This window comes from Halomonas sp. GFAJ-1, assembly GCA_002966495.1.
Classification (GTDB): Bacteria; Pseudomonadota; Gammaproteobacteria; order Pseudomonadales; family Halomonadaceae; genus Vreelandella.
In genome coordinates this window covers 2,937,937-2,954,468 of sequence record CP016490.1, presented here as the reverse complement: position 1 = coordinate 2,954,468, position 16,532 = coordinate 2,937,937, and the positions used below count along the sequence as shown (strand labels likewise).

9 protein-coding genes, 2 tRNA genes and 3 rRNA genes are annotated in these 16,532 nt (G+C 51.2%); 13 read left to right on the top strand and 1 reads right to left on the bottom strand.

Annotated elements, in window-relative coordinates; genetic code table 11:
- The first annotated feature begins 114 nt into the window (after window positions 1-114).
- From BB497_13295 to BB497_13275, 5 genes are read left to right on the top strand one after another with little or no spacing between them, the layout of a single operon-like run.
- The gene (locus tag BB497_13295; GenBank protein AVI63608.1) at window positions 115-1,530 is read left to right on the top strand and encodes a cytochrome D ubiquinol oxidase subunit I; all 1,416 of its coding nucleotides are present in this window, start codon (window positions 115-117) and stop codon (window positions 1,528-1,530) included.
- A 2-nt stretch (window positions 1,531-1,532) separates the two neighbouring features.
- A complete protein-coding gene (locus BB497_13290; GenBank protein AVI63607.1) occupies window positions 1,533-2,534 on the top strand; it encodes a cytochrome d ubiquinol oxidase subunit II in 1,002 nt (333 codons plus the stop codon).
- A 4-nt stretch (window positions 2,535-2,538) separates the two neighbouring features.
- On the top strand, window positions 2,539-4,215 hold the full coding sequence (locus BB497_13285; protein ID AVI63606.1) for a thiol reductant ABC exporter subunit CydD: 1,677 nt from the start codon (window positions 2,539-2,541) through the stop codon (window positions 4,213-4,215).
- Window positions 4,212-5,924, top strand: coding sequence for a thiol reductant ABC exporter subunit CydC (locus tag BB497_13280; protein ID AVI63605.1), 1,713 nt, complete (start codon window positions 4,212-4,214; stop codon window positions 5,922-5,924). Before BB497_13285 ends, BB497_13280 begins: the two co-directional genes overlap by 4 nt.
- Before the next feature lie 27 nt (window positions 5,925-5,951).
- The gene (locus BB497_13275; GenBank protein ID AVI63604.1) at window positions 5,952-6,944 is read left to right on the top strand and encodes an adenosine deaminase; all 993 of its coding nucleotides are present in this window, start codon (window positions 5,952-5,954) and stop codon (window positions 6,942-6,944) included.
- Window positions 6,945-7,019: 75 nt separating this feature from the next.
- On the opposite strand, the gene BB497_13270 is transcribed toward BB497_13275, so the two are convergent.
- Window positions 7,020-8,009, bottom strand: coding sequence for a cytochrome-c peroxidase (locus BB497_13270; GenBank protein AVI63603.1), 990 nt, complete (start codon window positions 8,007-8,009; stop codon window positions 7,020-7,022).
- A 276-nt stretch (window positions 8,010-8,285) separates the two neighbouring features.
- Between BB497_13270 and BB497_13265 the strand changes: the two genes are divergently transcribed.
- The 8 genes from BB497_13265 (at window position 8,286) to BB497_13230 (ending at window position 16,529) form a co-directional block, all read left to right on the top strand.
- Complete coding sequence (locus tag BB497_13265; protein AVI63602.1) at window positions 8,286-9,254, top strand: mononuclear molybdenum enzyme YedY; 969 nt, start codon at window positions 8,286-8,288, stop codon at window positions 9,252-9,254.
- Between the two features lie 17 nt (window positions 9,255-9,271).
- Window positions 9,272-9,871 carry a sulfoxide reductase heme-binding subunit YedZ gene (locus tag BB497_13260; GenBank protein AVI63601.1) on the top strand — a complete coding sequence of 200 codons (600 nt, stop codon included), beginning with the start codon at window positions 9,272-9,274 and terminating at the stop codon, window positions 9,869-9,871.
- Between the two features lie 282 nt (window positions 9,872-10,153).
- A 16S ribosomal RNA gene (locus BB497_13255) occupies window positions 10,154-11,691 on the top strand.
- An 81-nt stretch (window positions 11,692-11,772) separates the two neighbouring features.
- Window positions 11,773-11,849, top strand: a tRNA-Ile gene (locus BB497_13250).
- Window positions 11,850-11,961: 112 nt separating this feature from the next.
- Window positions 11,962-12,037: transfer RNA gene (locus BB497_13245), tRNA-Ala, on the top strand.
- Window positions 12,038-12,296: 259 nt separating this feature from the next.
- A 23S ribosomal RNA gene (locus BB497_13240) occupies window positions 12,297-15,211 on the top strand.
- Between the two features lie 118 nt (window positions 15,212-15,329).
- Window positions 15,330-15,445: ribosomal RNA gene (rrf, locus tag BB497_13235) — 5S ribosomal RNA — on the top strand.
- Together the 16S, 23S and 5S rRNA genes with 2 tRNA genes alongside form the textbook arrangement of a ribosomal RNA operon.
- Before the next feature lie 424 nt (window positions 15,446-15,869).
- The gene (locus BB497_13230; GenBank protein ID AVI63600.1) at window positions 15,870-16,529 is read left to right on the top strand and encodes a TetR family transcriptional regulator; all 660 of its coding nucleotides are present in this window, start codon (window positions 15,870-15,872) and stop codon (window positions 16,527-16,529) included.
- Window positions 16,530-16,532: the final 3 nt, after the last annotated feature.

The window sequence follows — 16,532 nt, the reverse complement described above, 5'->3', positions numbered from 1 at the left end:
GCGTTAGATAAAGAATAAGCTTAGTGCTTATAACTAAAATGCAGTGCCACTAAGGCTCAACTAAGCTTGTGTGACCCAGTGATGGGATATTTGTTCAGGTCTTAGGAGAGTGTGATGGAACTCGACCCCCTGGTGCTATCGCGAATACAGTTCGCATTCGTTGTATCGTTTCACGCTATTTTTCCTGTTTTTACCATAGGCTTGGCATCTTATATTGCCCTGCTTCATGGCCTCTATTTTAAAACCAAAAACCCTGCGTGGGATCGTTTGTCGCTGTTTTGGACAAAGGTGTTCGCTGTGGTGTTTGGCATGGGGGTGGTGTCGGGCATCGTTATGTCTTTCCAGTTTGGTACGAATTGGAGCAACTTTTCCCAGGCAGCGTCTAATTTTTTAGGGCCTGTACTAAGCTACGAAGTGGTTACCGCTTTCTTCTTAGAAGCGGCGTTTCTTGGGGTGCTGTTATTTGGCCGAGGAAAAGTACCGCAGGGCGTGCACCTGTTTGCCGCTATCATGGTGGCCGTTGGTACGTTCATTTCCTCCTTCTGGATTCTCTCAGCTAACAGCTGGATGCATACGCCGGCAGGGGTCGAGCTGATTGACAATCGCTTCCATGTTGTTTCATGGATGGAAGCCATCTTTAACCCTTCATTCCCATACCGTTTTGCTCACATGGCGATGGCATCGTTTCTTACCGGTGGCTTTGTTGTAGCAGGGGTTAGCGCTTGGTTCTTACTGAGAGGTCGCGATCCGGAAGCTAATCGCCGGGCGCTCTCAATGTGCTTATGGTTATTGCTGTTCCTGGCGCCTGCTCAAGCGGTTGTCGGTGATTTTCATGGCTTGAATACCTTGGAATATCAGCCTACAAAAGTGGCGGCGATGGAAGGCAATTGGGAAACCTCAACTAACGTACCGCTACTGCTGTTTGCAATTCCTGATCAAGAGGCACAGACCAATCGTTTCGCTATTGGCATTCCTAGTTTAGCGAGCATTATTTTGACCCACTCAGCAGACGGGGAAGTGCCAGGAATTTCAGAGGCGGCGCCGGATGAGCAGCCACCGGTTGCGATTGTTTTCTGGGCTTTCCGTGTAATGGTTGGCATTGGGTTGTTGATGATCGCTGTTGCTTTGGCAGGGTTAATACTGCGCCGCAAAGGGCGTATCTACCATAACCCTGTTTTCCTGAAAGCGCTGACTGGCATGATTGCTATGCCTTTTGTGGCAGTACTGGCCGGATGGATAGTCACTGAGTCGGGCCGTGCTCCTTGGTTGGTATACGGGATGATGACCCATGCCGAAGGGGTCACGCCGTCGCTAACAGGGCCGATGGCGCTGTTTACTCTGGTTGGCTATGTGCTCGTCTATGGCGTGGTGTTCTATGCCGGTATTTATTACTTAACGCGTGTTGTGCGTAATGGCATGCTGCCAGAGGAAGAGCGGGAGACGGTGGGCGATAACTTCCATCGTCCTATGCGTCCAATGTCTGCTGCCCATACCCCCTTTGATGATGACGTTGATCCGGCTAGGAGCTAAACATGGAAATGTTTGATTTAACGCTAATATGGGCGTTCATCATCGGCTTTGGCATCATGATGTACGTCCTGATGGATGGGTTCGATTTGGGGCTTGGGATACTTTATCCCTTCGCCCCGGATGAAGATGCCCGTGACGTCATGATGAACTCTGTAGCGCCGGTATGGGATGGTAACGAGACGTGGCTAGTGCTTGGCGGAGCAGGGTTGCTTGGCGCTTTCCCGCTGGTCTATTCCGTGTTTTTACCAGCACTGTATATTGGCGTCTTTCTTATGTTGGCAGGGCTGATATTCCGGGGTGTGGCGTTTGAACTTCGTTTTAAGTCACGTCGTAACCGGCACTGGTGGAACCGAGCATTTTGCTGGGGTTCTTCTATTGCTGCCTTTGCGCAAGGTGCCGTGGTGGGTGCCTATATCCAAGGCTTTCGAGTAGAAAATTTCGCCTTTGTTGGCGGCCCTTTTGATTGGCTTACCCCGTTTTCGGTTTTAACCGGCTTAGGTTTAATGGCGGGCTATGCACTGCTAGGCGCCACATGGCTTATTCTTAAATCGGAAGGCCACATTCAGGATTGGGCCTACAAAATTACGCCACTGCTGTTAGCAATAGTGCTGGGCGTGTTTGCTATTATTAGCCTCTGGACACCGTTCGTGAATCCTGTGGTGTGGGAGCGTTGGTTTGGTCATCTTCAGATCATCTGGATATTTCCGGCGCTTGCGCTGCTATGTGCGTTCACTGTGTATAGGTCGGTGAAGCGGCGTAGGGAAGGTATCCCTTTCGTTGCGACGATAGGCATCTATGTATTTACCTATTTGGGCCTTATCGTTAGCAAATGGCCAGTGATTGTGCCTCCTAATTATACGCTTTGGGACGCTGCGTCTGCCCCTGAATCCCAGCTTTTCCTGCTGATTGGTGTGCTGTTCGTTATCCCGATTATTCTTACTTATACCGCTTGGACTTACTGGGTGTTCCGCGGCAAGGTACGAGTGGGTGACGGGTATCACTAATCCTATGTCCGGTCGGGATCAAAGCGAAGAGCCCCTCATTACGCCGCGCCGCTGGCTTCACATGCTCGCGCGCAGAGAGCGAAATCGGTTGGTAGGTGCGGCAGCCTGCGGTGTTTTAGCTGGCGTTCAAACCGTAGTGCTGGTGGTGGGCCTTGCCTGGCTGATAGACCAGCTAGTGATTCATGGCCGTTCGCCTGCGGAGCTTTTGCCCTTCTTTGGCGGGCTGGCCCTAGCCGTGGGGCTCCGCTCTCTTTTTCAGTGGGGGCAAGAAGTCTTAAGCGCTGAGGCGAGTCTGCGTATTCGCCAATTTGCCAGGGCCGAGTTGCTAGCGAAGATCGCGAAACTCGGCCCTGTTTGGTTGACCCAGCGGCAGAGTGGTGCTCTGGCTACTCAGGCTGTGGAACTTATTGATGCCCTGGATGGCTACTTTGCGCGTTTTTACCCCCAGCTACGTATCGTGGTGGCGTTGCCGCTGTTAATTGCCTGCGTGGTGGGGTGGCTCGATTACTTAGTAGCTATTTTTTTGCTCCTTTCTGCACCGCTTATTCCACTGTTTATGGCCTTGGTAGGGATGGGCGCGGAGCGTTTGAATCGAGATCAATTTGCAGCGGTTTCACGCTTATCTGCGCATTTTATTGATCGCGTGCGCGGTATGACGACGTTGCAGCTCTTTGGTCACACCCGTTCCGCTCAGCAGGACGTTTGGTATGCCACGGATGAGTATCGCCGCTTAAGTATGCGTACTTTGCGACTGGCGTTTTTATCCTCCGCTGTGCTTGAGTTCTTTGCGTCTGTCGCTATTGCGGTTGTTGCCATGTATGTGGGTTTTGGTCTGCTAGGCTACATCGATTACGGTCCATCGCCATCACTTACGCTATTCACTGGCTTGGCAGTGTTGCTGTTGGCGCCTGAGTTTTTCCAGCCTTTACGCACGCTTTCTCAGCACTACCACGATCGTGCGGCGGCGTTAGGTGCTGCGGAAAGTATTGCTACAATTTTTAATGAACCAGCATTAGTTCCTCATCATATAGCGTCGCCGCAAGCGCCAGGCGTTGAGTGTGAGTTAGCCAGTATCAGTGTGGGCTATGTTGGACGGACACCGACGTTGCAGGCAGTAAGCATGACGGTTTGTGTCGGTGATGTTGTGGCTATTACTGGCGAGTCAGGTAGCGGAAAATCGTCGCTGTTAGCGATTTTGGCAGGCTTTATGGCGCCATTAAGTGGCGAGTATCGCCGACGGTCAGCAAAAGTGGCGTGGCTTGATCAAAGCCCGTGTCTTATTCAGGGCAGCATGGCGGATAATCTTCGATTAGCTAATCCAGAGGCGAATGAGGCAGCCATGACGGATGCGTTGCGCCGTGCTGGATTGGGGGCCTTATTAGAAGCATTGCCGGCTGGGCTAGAGAGCATTGTTGGCGAGCGCGCCGTTGGTCTTTCGGGAGGGCAGGCCCAGCGGCTTGCCCTTGCGCGTGTTTATTTAAGTACGGCGCCGCTAGTCGTATTGGATGAGCCAACGGCGAATTTGGACGCCTCAGCAGAACTAGCCGTTATTCAGGCGCTGCTTGAGTGGGCTAAAGAGGGGCGAACGCTAGTGATTGCTACTCACCATCCCGCTATTGTTCATGCGGCTACTCGCCACTTTGTGTGCGAGGCGGGCAAGCTCAACGAGGTAAGCCTATGAGGCGTGTCTACCGTGAGTTCAAACCCTGGCTTGCTCTCTTACTGCGACGTCGTCAACGCTTCTTAGTTGGCGTCTTCCTCGTTTGGATTACGCTGCTAGCAGGGCTCTCTTTATTAGGTTTGTCCGGCTGGTTCATAGCTGCCTGCGCCCTTGCGGGTATTGCGTTAGCGGCAGGTCTGCCTTCTTCTTTGGATATTTATGTGCCTGGTGGAGGCATTCGTTTTTTTGCCTTGCTGCGAACGGTTGCACGTTACGTAGAGCGTCTTTATAACCACAATACGGTGTTAACGCTGCTGGCGGATCTACGCTTTCGTGTGTTCGGGTACTTAACGCGACTTGATGATGCTAGCTTACGTCGTCGTAGAGCCAGTGACTGGCTAAGCCGCCTGACAGCAGATATTGATACGCTAGATAATTTTTACCTTCGTCTACTGATACCGCCCTTTGTTGCGTTGTTATGCCTGCTTGTTGTATCGGCATTTATCGCTATCTGGCTACCTGGCGTTGCTCTCATGGTGGCTGTTTCGTTAGGGCTGCTGTGGCTAGTTATTACCCTGGGGTATGCCTGGCTTGGGTTTGCCAATAGCCACCAGCAGACAGTCGATCAAAGAGAACTGCGCCACTTAGTGCTTGATCAAGTACAAGCCTCTGCGGAGCTGATGAGCTACGGTACCAGTGCCTGGCATCAGCGAAAAATTGCCAGTCATGAAATGGATGCTGCGGCTAATCAGAGACGCTTGACGCTTAGGGCCGCGCTAGGTAACGCACTAGTTTCCATTGTGACCGGTATGCTGGTATTAGCCGTATTGTGGCTTGCCAGCATCGCCTTGGGAGAGGGGCGTGTCAACGGGCCAATTATGGTGATGGCCGTATTAATTATTTTGGGGATCAATGAAGCATTTAACCTATTGCCTTCAGCCTTTATTAAATTAGGGGCAAGCTATGCGGCGGTTCAGCGGTTGAATATTTTGTCGGTTAATACGCTTATCCCTGCTTCCGTGGCCTTTCCCCTCGAGAACCAGACCTACTCCCTTCGTTTGAATAGCGTCTCATTTTTCTATCCAAATATGCTTGAGCCCGCGTTAAGTAATGTTTCGTTTGTGCTGCCAGCCGCTAAGCGAGCGGTGATAACAGGGGTCTCCGGCGCGGGTAAGTCGACACTTGCTCAGCTGCTTATGGGGCGAGCTTCACCCTCTAGTGGTGATGTCAGCGTGGCAGGGTTTGCGCCGTTTACATTGACAGAAGATAGCCGGGCAGCACATTTCGCTATGCTTTCCCAGCAGGTTGATCTTTTCGATGGATCATTGGCGGAAAACTTACGTATCGCAAAGCCTAGCGCTAGCAACAAGGAGCTATGGCGTGCCTTGGATCAAGTGGCGTTAAGCGATTGGGCGCAGCAGCAGCCACAAAAGCTGGGCACGTCAGTAGGGGAGAAGGGGCAGCAGCTATCCGGTGGGCAAGCCAGGCGGGTTGCCTTAGCGCGCTTATTTTTACGTAGTCCAAACGTGGTGCTGCTGGATGAGCCTTTTGCTGGTGTTGATGCGCAAACGGCACAGCATCTAGCGCGTGCTTTAGATGACTGGTTGCAGGATAAAACAGTGATTTACTTTGTTCATCAAGTAGATGATGCGAGTTTATTGCCCGGAGTTGAGTACACTTGGCGGCTTGCTGAGGGACAGCTAATTGCTGATACTGGCATAAGTAGCTAGTTACCTAAGCAAAAAAAGGAATTCGATATGCATGAGTTTTTACGTCGGCTGCCAAAAGTAGAGCTTCACTTGCATATTGAAGGCTCTCTTGAGCCAGCATTAATGTTTGAGCTTGCGAAACGCAATAACATTGAGCTTCCTTATGCAACGGTTGAAGATGCGAAAGCAGCTTATCAATTTGATGATCTGCAAGGATTTTTAAATCTTTACTACCAAGGCATGGATGTACTGCGCACCCAGCAAGATTTTTATGATTTGGCGATGGATTATTTTAAACGAGCGCGCGAAGAGGGAGTAGTGCATATAGACATGCATTTTGACCCGCAAGCGCACTTGCTGCGTGGCGTGCCCCTTGAGGTTGTGATGGCGGGCTTGTTGCAAGCAAAAGAAGAGGCTGAAACATCGTTAGATTTGTCTGTTGGCATGATCATGGCATTCCTGCGTGATCGGCCAGCGGATGAAGCGCTGCATGTTTTTGAACAAGCGGCGCCTTATTGGAAGCATCTGGATGCGATTGGTCTTGATAGTGCTGAGCGCGATAACCCACCCGTTAAATTTCAGGCACTGTTTGCACGTGCTAAAGATGTTGGCTTAGTGCGTGTGGCCCATGCTGGTGAAGAGGGGCCTGCGGACTATATCGTTGAAGCGCTCGATGTGCTTGATGTGCAGCGTATTGATCACGGTGTGCGCTGCTTAGAGAGTAACGCTGTGATCCAGCGCCTTCGTGAGCAGCAAACCGTCTTAACCGTTTGCCCGCTTTCAAACGTTAGCTTAAAGGTGGTTGAGCAATTGAGCGACCATCCGCTCCCGATCCTGCTAGCGGAAGGGCTAAAAGTCACGATCAGTTCAGATGATCCGGCGTACTTTGGGGGTGGCTTGCTTACAAATCACTTGGCGTGTGCTGAAGCATTTGGTTGGAGTGAGGATGTTTTTCGCACGTTAAATCGCAATGCGATAGAAGAAGCATTTACTAGTGAGGGGCGCCGCGAAGAACTTAAGCGGCGTTTAGAGCGTGCTTAAGTTGAGTATATAAAAGAGAACTGCCGGCGCAAGGCCGGCAGTTTTGTGATAGCTAACTCAGGTGTAATGCCTGCGTCAGGGGAGAGCTGGAATTTCGAAATCAGGCATCTCGCCGGTGAGCGTATGCAGAAATGCGGTGATGTCGTTAATCGTTGCATCATCAAATTCCCGGCCAAGCATCTCCTCGCCCATGATAGCGACCGCTTCCTCTAGCGTTTCAGTAGCGCCATTGTTCATATAGGGATAGGTGACGGCTACGTTTCTAAGCGTAGGTGTCTTGAAGCGATATTTATCGCTCTCTTCACCAGTTACTAGGTAGCGGCCTAGGTCGGTTGAGCCTGGAACTTGGATCGCATGGAAGCGGCTATCTGTTAGCGCTGGCCCGCTGTGGCAAGCAATACAACCATTGTTAACAAAAGCAGCCATACCATCTTTAGCTTGGTCGCTGATGGCGCTTAGGTCACCGCGGAGGTAGCGGTCAAACGGTGAGTTTGGCGTATTAAGTGTGCGCTGAAAAGAAGCAAGTGCTTTGGCCAGGTTGTCGGCATTGATTGGATCTGCGTCATCAGGATAGGCTTCAGCAAATTTCTCCTGATAGAGATCAAACTCCGTTAAGCGTTCCAACGCCATTTCAAGATCCATTGCCATTTCGACATCGGCTTCGATAGGCCCAAGTGCTTGCCCTTCTAGATCTGGTTCGCGGCCATCCCAGAACTGGGCTTCAAAAAAACCACTATTTAGGACTGTTGGTGTATTGCGCTCACCGACTTGGCCGTCATGGCCCACTGCGCGAGGGATACGGTCAGCCCAACCCAATGCAGGGTTATGGCAGGTCGCGCAGCTGATGACACCGCTGGAAGAAATTCGCGGCTCGAAAAACAGCATATTACCCAACTCAACTTTCTCTTTGGTAAGTGAGTTGTGCGCAGGTATAGGGGGTAAGTATGGCAACGCCTCAAATCGGTCGCGGTAATCCTCAAAACCGTCTTCCGCTGCCATGGCCCCAGTAGATATTAATGCTGCACTGGCAATAATGCCGGGCAGAATTTTTTTCGTCATTTTCATCGATGATCCCCTCGCATGAGTAGCACTCATAAATAGCACTTACAACGGCTAGTCCTGCAGTTTGCTAATCTAGCCTTAGTCAAGGTAGGTGCTTTTAATATTAGTTTTCAACCAAGTGTAATAGTCGGGTAAGGGGGTGGCTTGCGCTGGGTCAAGTTTTCTCGCAATTTCTGTCTAAGCTTAGTGTTTATTCTACGCTGGGTGGTTATGGAGGAAGGAGGGTGAGGTACCCTGGTGATAAAACGTGTCTTAAGTCTTTTATAGTAAGGAGGTGATATGCCGCGTTACCGATACCCTGTTATTCCTGAATCGGAAGTGACGCCTAAGGCAGTATTCGACAATCGTCGTCACTTCTTGCGTCAGGGTTTTGCTGTTGGGGCTGCCGTCATGCTGGCTCCCAGCATGTTTTTGACAAAAAAAGCGCATGCTTGGGCAGGTGTACTTAAGCCCGCGCTTGAGAATGATTTGCCGAGCCAAGAATTGGCCGGCGGTGAAGCGCTTACCGACTTTCGAGATGCCACTACCTACAATAACTTTTATGAATTTGGGACAGGAAAACGAGATCCTGAAGTTTTTGCTCACAATTTGCCAGTTGACCCCTGGAGTATCTCCCTAGAAGGGGAGCTGGACAAAACAGGGGCTATACCACTTGAAGATATGCTTAAGCGCCACTCTTTAGAGGAGCGTATTTACCGATTACGTTGCGTGGAAGCGTGGTCGATGGTCATTCCTTGGATTGGGATACCTCTGGCGGATCTGCTCAATCACCATGGGCTAACATCCCGGTCTAAGTATGTTGAATTTGAGTCGCTATATGACCCAGATAATTTAAGAGGCCAGCGCCGTTCCATTATCGATTGGCCATATCGAGAGGCACTGCGTATTGATGAGGCAATGCACCCGTTAACGTTGCTAGCTGTGGGCATGTATGGGGAAAAAATGCCTAATCAAAATGGTGCGCCCATTCGGTTAGTTGTGCCATGGAAGTACGGTTTTAAGAGCATTAAATCGATTACCAAAATACGTATTCTTGAAGAGCCGCCCACTACCTCTTGGCAAGCGCGTAATCCTGAAGAGTATGGTTTTTATGCCAATGTAAACCCGGATGTTAATCATCCCCGTTGGTCGCAGGCAAGAGAGCGTAGGATTGGCGAGTCAGGCCGCCGGGAAACGCTGATGTTCAATGGTTATGGCGAGGAAGTCGCTCATCTTTATAAAGGTATGGATCTTCAAAAACATTATTGATTAGCAGTGAGTGATTTATGGCAGTTAAAGCAACGCCAGTATCTTTTTTTCGTTTATGCGTGTTCGCGGCAGGTCTACTGCCAGGCTTATGGTTAACATGGCAGTGGCATTACGGTGATCTAGGGGCTAATCCGGCGGAAGCCGTTGTTCATTTCTCTGGCAGGGTTGGATTGTCACTATTGTTAGCCACGATAGCGTTTAGCCCTGCGTTTCGGCTTACACGCTGGTTAGGGTTTATGAAGGCTCGTCGTCAAATAGGGTTGTGGTCTTTTTTTTGGCTAATTTTACATATGCTTTCATGGATGGGGTTGGAGCAGTACTGGGAGTGGCAGTGGATTTGGCATGAAATGGTTGCCCTTGAATACATACGCTATGGAGCTGCTGCACTGCTACTGCTTATACCGTTAGCTTTGACTTCTTTTCAATGGGTGCCCGCTAAAATGGGTTGGAAAGCTTGGCACTGGTTGCACAGGCTGATCTATATCTCCGCAGGTCTCGGCATATACCACCTGTGGGTTCTCACTCGGGCTGACTATCTGCTACCTACTATATTTGCTTTATTATTTGCTGGTTTGGTTGTTTTTCGGTTGATTGATGCATTCATTCACCGCCAGTAAAAGTTAAGAGTAAAAAACTCATGCCATGTGCTTGACCAGAAAAAAAATACCAGTATGATGTGCACACATCGAACGGCAGCAGTCTTCGATAGCTCTTTAACAATTTGATCAGGTAATTCATGTGGGCGCTTGCCGATGAGGGTGATAAATCACCAAATATCAAGGCAAGCGGTCATGAAAACGTAAGTTTGAATGAATTCGTTTGAACCTTGAGCCAAGTTTGATGCGCTTTTGTTGCTTTCGGCTAGTCCTTAAGTAACGAGTAAGCATCACAATGATTTTAAACTGAAGAGTTTGATCATGGCTCAGATTGAACGCTGGCGGCAGGCCTAACACATGCAAGTCGAGCGGTAACAGATCTAGCTTGCTAGATGCTGACGAGCGGCGGACGGGTGAGTAATGCATAGGAATCTGCCCGATAGTGGGGGATAACCTGGGGAAACCCAGGCTAATACCGCATACGTCCTACGGGAGAAAGGGGGCTCCGGCTCCCGCTATTGGATGAGCCTATGTCGGATTAGCTAGTTGGTGAGGTAATGGCTCACCAAGGCAACGATCCGTAGCTGGTCTGAGAGGATGATCAGCCACATCGGGACTGAGACACGGCCCGAACTCCTACGGGAGGCAGCAGTGGGGAATATTGGACAATGGGCGAAAGCCTGATCCAGCCATGCCGCGTGTGTGAAGAAGGCCCTCGGGTTGTAAAGCACTTTCAGCGAGGAAGAACGCCTAGGGGTTAATACCCCCTAGGAAAGACATCACTCGCAGAAGAAGCACCGGCTAACTCCGTGCCAGCAGCCGCGGTAATACGGAGGGTGCAAGCGTTAATCGGAATTACTGGGCGTAAAGCGCGCGTAGGTGGCTTGATAAGCCGGTTGTGAAAGCCCCGGGCTCAACCTGGGAACGGCATCCGGAACTGTCAAGCTAGAGTGCAGGAGAGGAAGGTAGAATTCCCGGTGTAGCGGTGAAATGCGTAGAGATCGGGAGGAATACCAGTGGCGAAGGCGGCCTTCTGGACTGACACTGACACTGAGGTGCGAAAGCGTGGGTAGCAAACAGGATTAGATACCCTGGTAGTCCACGCCGTAAACGATGTCGACCAGCCGTTGGGTGCCTAGCGCACTTTGTGGCGAAGTTAACGCGATAAGTCGACCGCCTGGGGAGTACGGCCGCAAGGTTAAAACTCAAATGAATTGACGGGGGCCCGCACAAGCGGTGGAGCATGTGGTTTAATTCGATGCAACGCGAAGAACCTTACCTACTCTTGACATCCTGCGAACTTGTGAGAGATCACTTGGTGCCTTCGGGAACGCAGAGACAGGTGCTGCATGGCTGTCGTCAGCTCGTGTTGTGAAATGTTGGGTTAAGTCCCGTAACGAGCGCAACCCTTGTCCTTATTTGCCAGCACGTAATGGTGGGAACTCTAAGGAGACTGCCGGTGACAAACCGGAGGAAGGTGGGGACGACGTCAAGTCATCATGGCCCTTACGAGTAGGGCTACACACGTGCTACAATGGCCGGTACAAAGGGTTGCCAACTCGCGAGAGTGCGCTAATCCCGAAAAGCCGGTCTCAGTCCGGATCGGAGTCTGCAACTCGACTCCGTGAAGTCGGAATCGCTAGTAATCGTGAATCAGAATGTCACGGTGAATACGTTCCCGGGCCTTGTACACACCGCCCGTCACACCATGGGAGTGGACTGCACCAGAAGTGGTTAGCCTAACGCAAGAGGGCGATCACCACGGTGTGGTTCATGACTGGGGTGAAGTCGTAACAAGGTAGCCGTAGGGGAACCTGCGGCTGGATCACCTCCTTAAACGATGCATCACTCCTCGCGGTAAGCGCTCACAATGAATTACCTGATCAGATATAGAGCAAACGGTTTAAGCACGATCCCCTCTTGGGTCTGTAGCTCAGTTGGTTAGAGCGCACCCCTGATAAGGGTGAGGTCGGCAGTTCAAGTCTGCCCAGACCCACCAAATTCCTGCGATACTGCGTTAAAATGCTCCTCGTATAGCAGGCTATACGTCGTCGCATTTTGCCTTGTTTCACAGAAATTAATGGCAAGAGGTAAGGTCAGCAAAAAACAATGGGGCCATAGCTCAGCTGGGAGAGCGCCTGCCTTGCACGCAGGAGGTCAGCGGTTCGATCCCGCTTGGCTCCACCATTACGTACTGTGTTGTACATATTGTTTTATCGTACCTTAACGACCGTTTGTGAATGTTTCGTGACCATTGATAAGTCACTGTGTTTTAACACGTTGTTTTAACATACTGCTTTATCACTGTTCATTGAACAGCTGCTCTTTAACAATGTATATCATGCTGACATAAACGCTTCGTAGAAGTGTTTATACGTAATTGTTTTGTGATACGTCTCAAGCGTATCCGGCAATCGTTATTATTGCGAAATCCAGACTCCTTCGGGTTATAGGGTCAAGCAATTAAGCGCACACGGTGGATGCCTAGGCAGCCAGAGGCGATGAAAGACGTGGTAGCCTGCGATAAGGCTCGGCGAGGTGGCAAACAACCTTTGACCCGGGCATTTCTGAATGGGGAAACCCACTCATCATAAGATGAGTATCTTACGCTGAATATATAGGCGTAAGAGGCGAACCAGGGGAACTGAAACATCTAAGTACCCTGAGGAAAAGAAATCAACCGAGATTCCCCTAGTAGCGGCGAGCGAACGGGGACCAGCCCTTAAGCATGTGACTGATTAGACGAACGCGCTGGGAAGCGCGGCCGTAGCGGGTGATAGCCCCGTAGTCGAAAATCTGATCATGTGAAATCGAGTAGGTCGGGGCACGAGAAACCTTGACTGAAGACGGGGGGACCATCCTCCAAGGCTAAATACTCCTGGCTGACCGATAGTGAACCAGTACCGTGAGGGAAAGGCGAAAAGAACCCCGGAGAGGGGAGTGAAATAGATCCTGAAACCGTGTGCGTACAAGCAGTAGGAGCAGACTTGTTCTGTGACTGCGTACCTTTTGTATAATGGGTCAGCGACTTATATTCAGTGGCGAGGTTAACCGTTTAGGGGAGCCGTAGGGAAACCGAGTCTTAACTGGGCGACACAGTCGCTGGATATAGACCCGAAACCGAGCGATCTATCCATGAGCAGGGTGAAGGTTGAGTAACATCAACTGGAGGCCCGAACCAGGATCTGTTGAAAAAGATTTGGATGACTTGTGGATCGGAGTGAAAGGCTAATCAAGCTCGGAGATAGCTGGTTCTCCTCGAAAGCTATTTAGGTAGCGCCTCACGTATTACCGCCGGGGGTAGAGCACTGTTTCGGCTAGGGGGTCATCCCGACTTACCAACCCGAGGCAAACTCCGAATACCGGTGAGTATCAGCGTGGGAGACACACGGCGGGTGCTAACGTCCGTCGTGAAAAGGGAAACAACCCAGACCGTCAGCTAAGGTCCCCAAATCCTGGTTAAGTGGGAAACGATGTGGGAAGGCTCAGACAGCTAGGAGGTTGGCTTAGAAGCAGCCATCCTTTAAAGAAAGCGTAATAGCTCACTAGTCGAGTCGGCCTGCGCGGAAGATGTAACGGGGCTAAACCAGGTACCGAAGCTACGGGTGCATTCTTAGGAATGCGCGGTAGAGGAGCGTCGTGTAAGCCGATGAAGGTGAATTGAGAAGTTCGCTGGAGGTATCACGAGTGCGAATGCTGACATGAGTAACGATAAAGGGAGTGAAAAACTCCCTCGCCGGAAGACCAAGGGTTTCTGTTCGACGCTAATCGGAGCAGAGTGAGTCGGCCCCTAAGGCGAGGCCGAAAGGCGTAGTCGATGGGAAACGGGTCAATATTCCCGTACCGGACATGATTGCGATGGGGGGACGGAGAAGGCTAGGTGAGCCAGGCGTTGGTTGTCCTGGTGAAAGTGAGTAGGCCGAGGTGCTAGGAAAATCCGGCACCTTAAAGCCGAGACACGAGATGAACTGACCACGGTCAGGAAGTCACTGATGCCACGCTTCCAGGAAAAGCCTCTAAGCTTCAGATCATGTGCGACCGTACCCCAAACCGACACAGGTGGTCAGGGTGAGAATCCCAAGGCGCTTGAGAGAACTCGGGTGAAGGAACTAGGCAAAATGGTGCCGTAACTTCGGGAGAAGGCACGCCGGCGTAGGGTGATGAGACTTGCTCTCTAAGCCCGAACCGGTCGAAGATACCAGGTGGCTGCAACTGTTTAGTAAAAACACAGCACTCTGCTAACTCGTAAGAGGACGTATAGGGTGTGACGCCTGCCCGGTGCCGGAAGGTTAAATGATGGTGTTAGGCTTCGGCCGAAGCTCTTGATTGAAGCCCCGGTAAACGGCGGCCGTAACTATAACGGTCCTAAGGTAGCGAAATTCCTTGTCGGGTAAGTTCCGACCTGCACGAATGGCGTAATGATGGCCACGCTGTCTCCACCCGAGACTCAGTGAAATTGAAATCGCCGTGAAGATGCGGTGTACCCGCGGCTAGACGGAAAGACCCCGTGAACCTTTACTATAGCTTCACACTGGACGCTGATGTTGCCTGTGTAGGATAGCTGGGAGGCTTTGAAACCCGGACGCCAGTTCGGGTGGAGCCAACCTTGAAATACCAGCCTGGCATCATTGGCGTTCTCACTCAGGTCCGTTATCCGGATCGAGGACAGTGTGTGGTGGGTAGTTTGACTGGGGCGGTCTCCTCCCAAAGAGTAACGGAGGAGCACGAAGGTACCCTCAGCACGGTCGGACATCGTGCAGTGAGTGCAAGAGCATAAGGGTGCTTGACTGCGAGACAGACACGTCGAGCAGGTGCGAAAGCAGGTTCTAGTGATCCGGTGGTTCTGTATGGAAGGGCCATCGCTCAACGGATAAAAGGTACTCCGGGGATAACAGGCTGATACCGCCCAAGAGTTCACATCGACGGCGGTGTTTGGCACCTCGATGTCGGCTCATCACATCCTGGGGCTGAAGTCGGTCCCAAGGGTATGGCTGTTCGCCATTTAAAGTGGTACGCGAGCTGGGTTTAGAACGTCGTGAGACAGTTCGGTCCCTATCTGCCGTGGGCGTTGGATGTTTGAGAAGAGCTGCTCCTAGTACGAGAGGACCGGAGTGGACGACCCTCTGGTGTTCCGGTTGTCACGCCAGTGGCATTGCCGGGTAGCTATGGTCGGACAGGATAACCGCTGAAAGCATCTAAGCGGGAAGCCCCCTTCAAGATGAGACATCCCCGAGGACTTGATCCTCCTAAAGGGCCCAGCGAGACCAGCTGGTTGATAGGCACGGTGTGGAAGCGCTGCAAGGCGTTGAGCTAACGTGTACTAATGGCCCGTGAGGCTTGACCCTATAACACCCAAGGGGTCTGGTCGTAGTAATAACGAGAACCGGATACGCAGCAGCAAGCCAAGGCGCTTGCTGACAAGAGACGATCACAAAACACGTCATCGACGACATCAGCATGATGTACATTAAAAGTTACGCCTGACGACCATAGCGAGCGTGAACCACCTGATCCCTTGCCGAACTCAGCAGTGAAACCGCTTAGCGCCGATGGTAGTGTGGGGTCTCCCCATGCGAGAGTAGGTCATCGTCAGGCACTTATTAAGAAACACCCCAGCTTCATTTGAGGCTGGGGTGTTTTGTTTGGGCGAAAGAAAACAAGCGTCTCCCCTATGGTTTGTTTGTCGGGCACAAGCGGGAACTGCTTTAGCGAGCCCGAAAGGCGAGTCTCAAGGAGAATATGCGTAAAGCCCCGGAAGCCCAGCGCTGAATGGCCGGAACAGACATCGTCAGATATTTACTCACAGGAAAAAAGCTAGCAAAGCATTGGGTAGCGGCAGCTTGTATTAGTCAGTTCTGTCGATGATGGAAAAAAGTTAAGATGCTCTCTTTGGTGGTATTAACGCCAGCGGATGCCAGGCCCTTGGTTTACCATTAAGTGCTTGGTTACCGCTAAAAGGTTCGAGTGTCATGAATACGCCAGTGTCCACTACCTGTATAAAAATCAAGGAGCTATCTCCATGTCGGCTGAGACCGCTAACCATGAAAATGCCAGTCGAGACCGTATTGAACGAAGTATCTTAAGTGCCGCTGAGCAGGTGTTTTCTCGCCACGGTTACCGCGGCGCTAGCCTACAGGCGATTGCCGACCAAGCCGGTTTGCCTAAAGCAAACATTCTGTATTACATGGGGAATAAGCAGGCACTGTACGTGCGTTTGCTGAACCGCATGATGAGCCGATGGAATGCGGTTCTTGAAGACATTACCCCTGAAAGTGATCCTGGACAGGTGCTGAGTGAGTTTATTCGCACCAAAATGTTGCTTGGACAACGCTATCCAGAAGGTTCGAAGCTCTTCGCCGCTGAAATTTTGGCCGGCGCCCCGTTTTTAAGCGACTATTTATCGGGAGAGCTGAGGGAGTGGGTAGCCTCTCGGGCGGTAATTATTCGTCAGTGGTCAGCACAGGGTAAAATGGACGATGTTGACCCGCGCTGGCTGATATTTTTGATCTGGTCATCTACTCAGCATTACACTGAATATAGTGCCCAGGTAAGCGGCATACTAGGTAGAAATACGCTCAGTGAAGCGGATATTGAATCGATTTCTCAGTTTTTAGAGCAAATAATTTTAAAAGGCTGCGGCATTCGGCAATCTTCCTCGCCTAGCAGTATCCACGCGTAACTA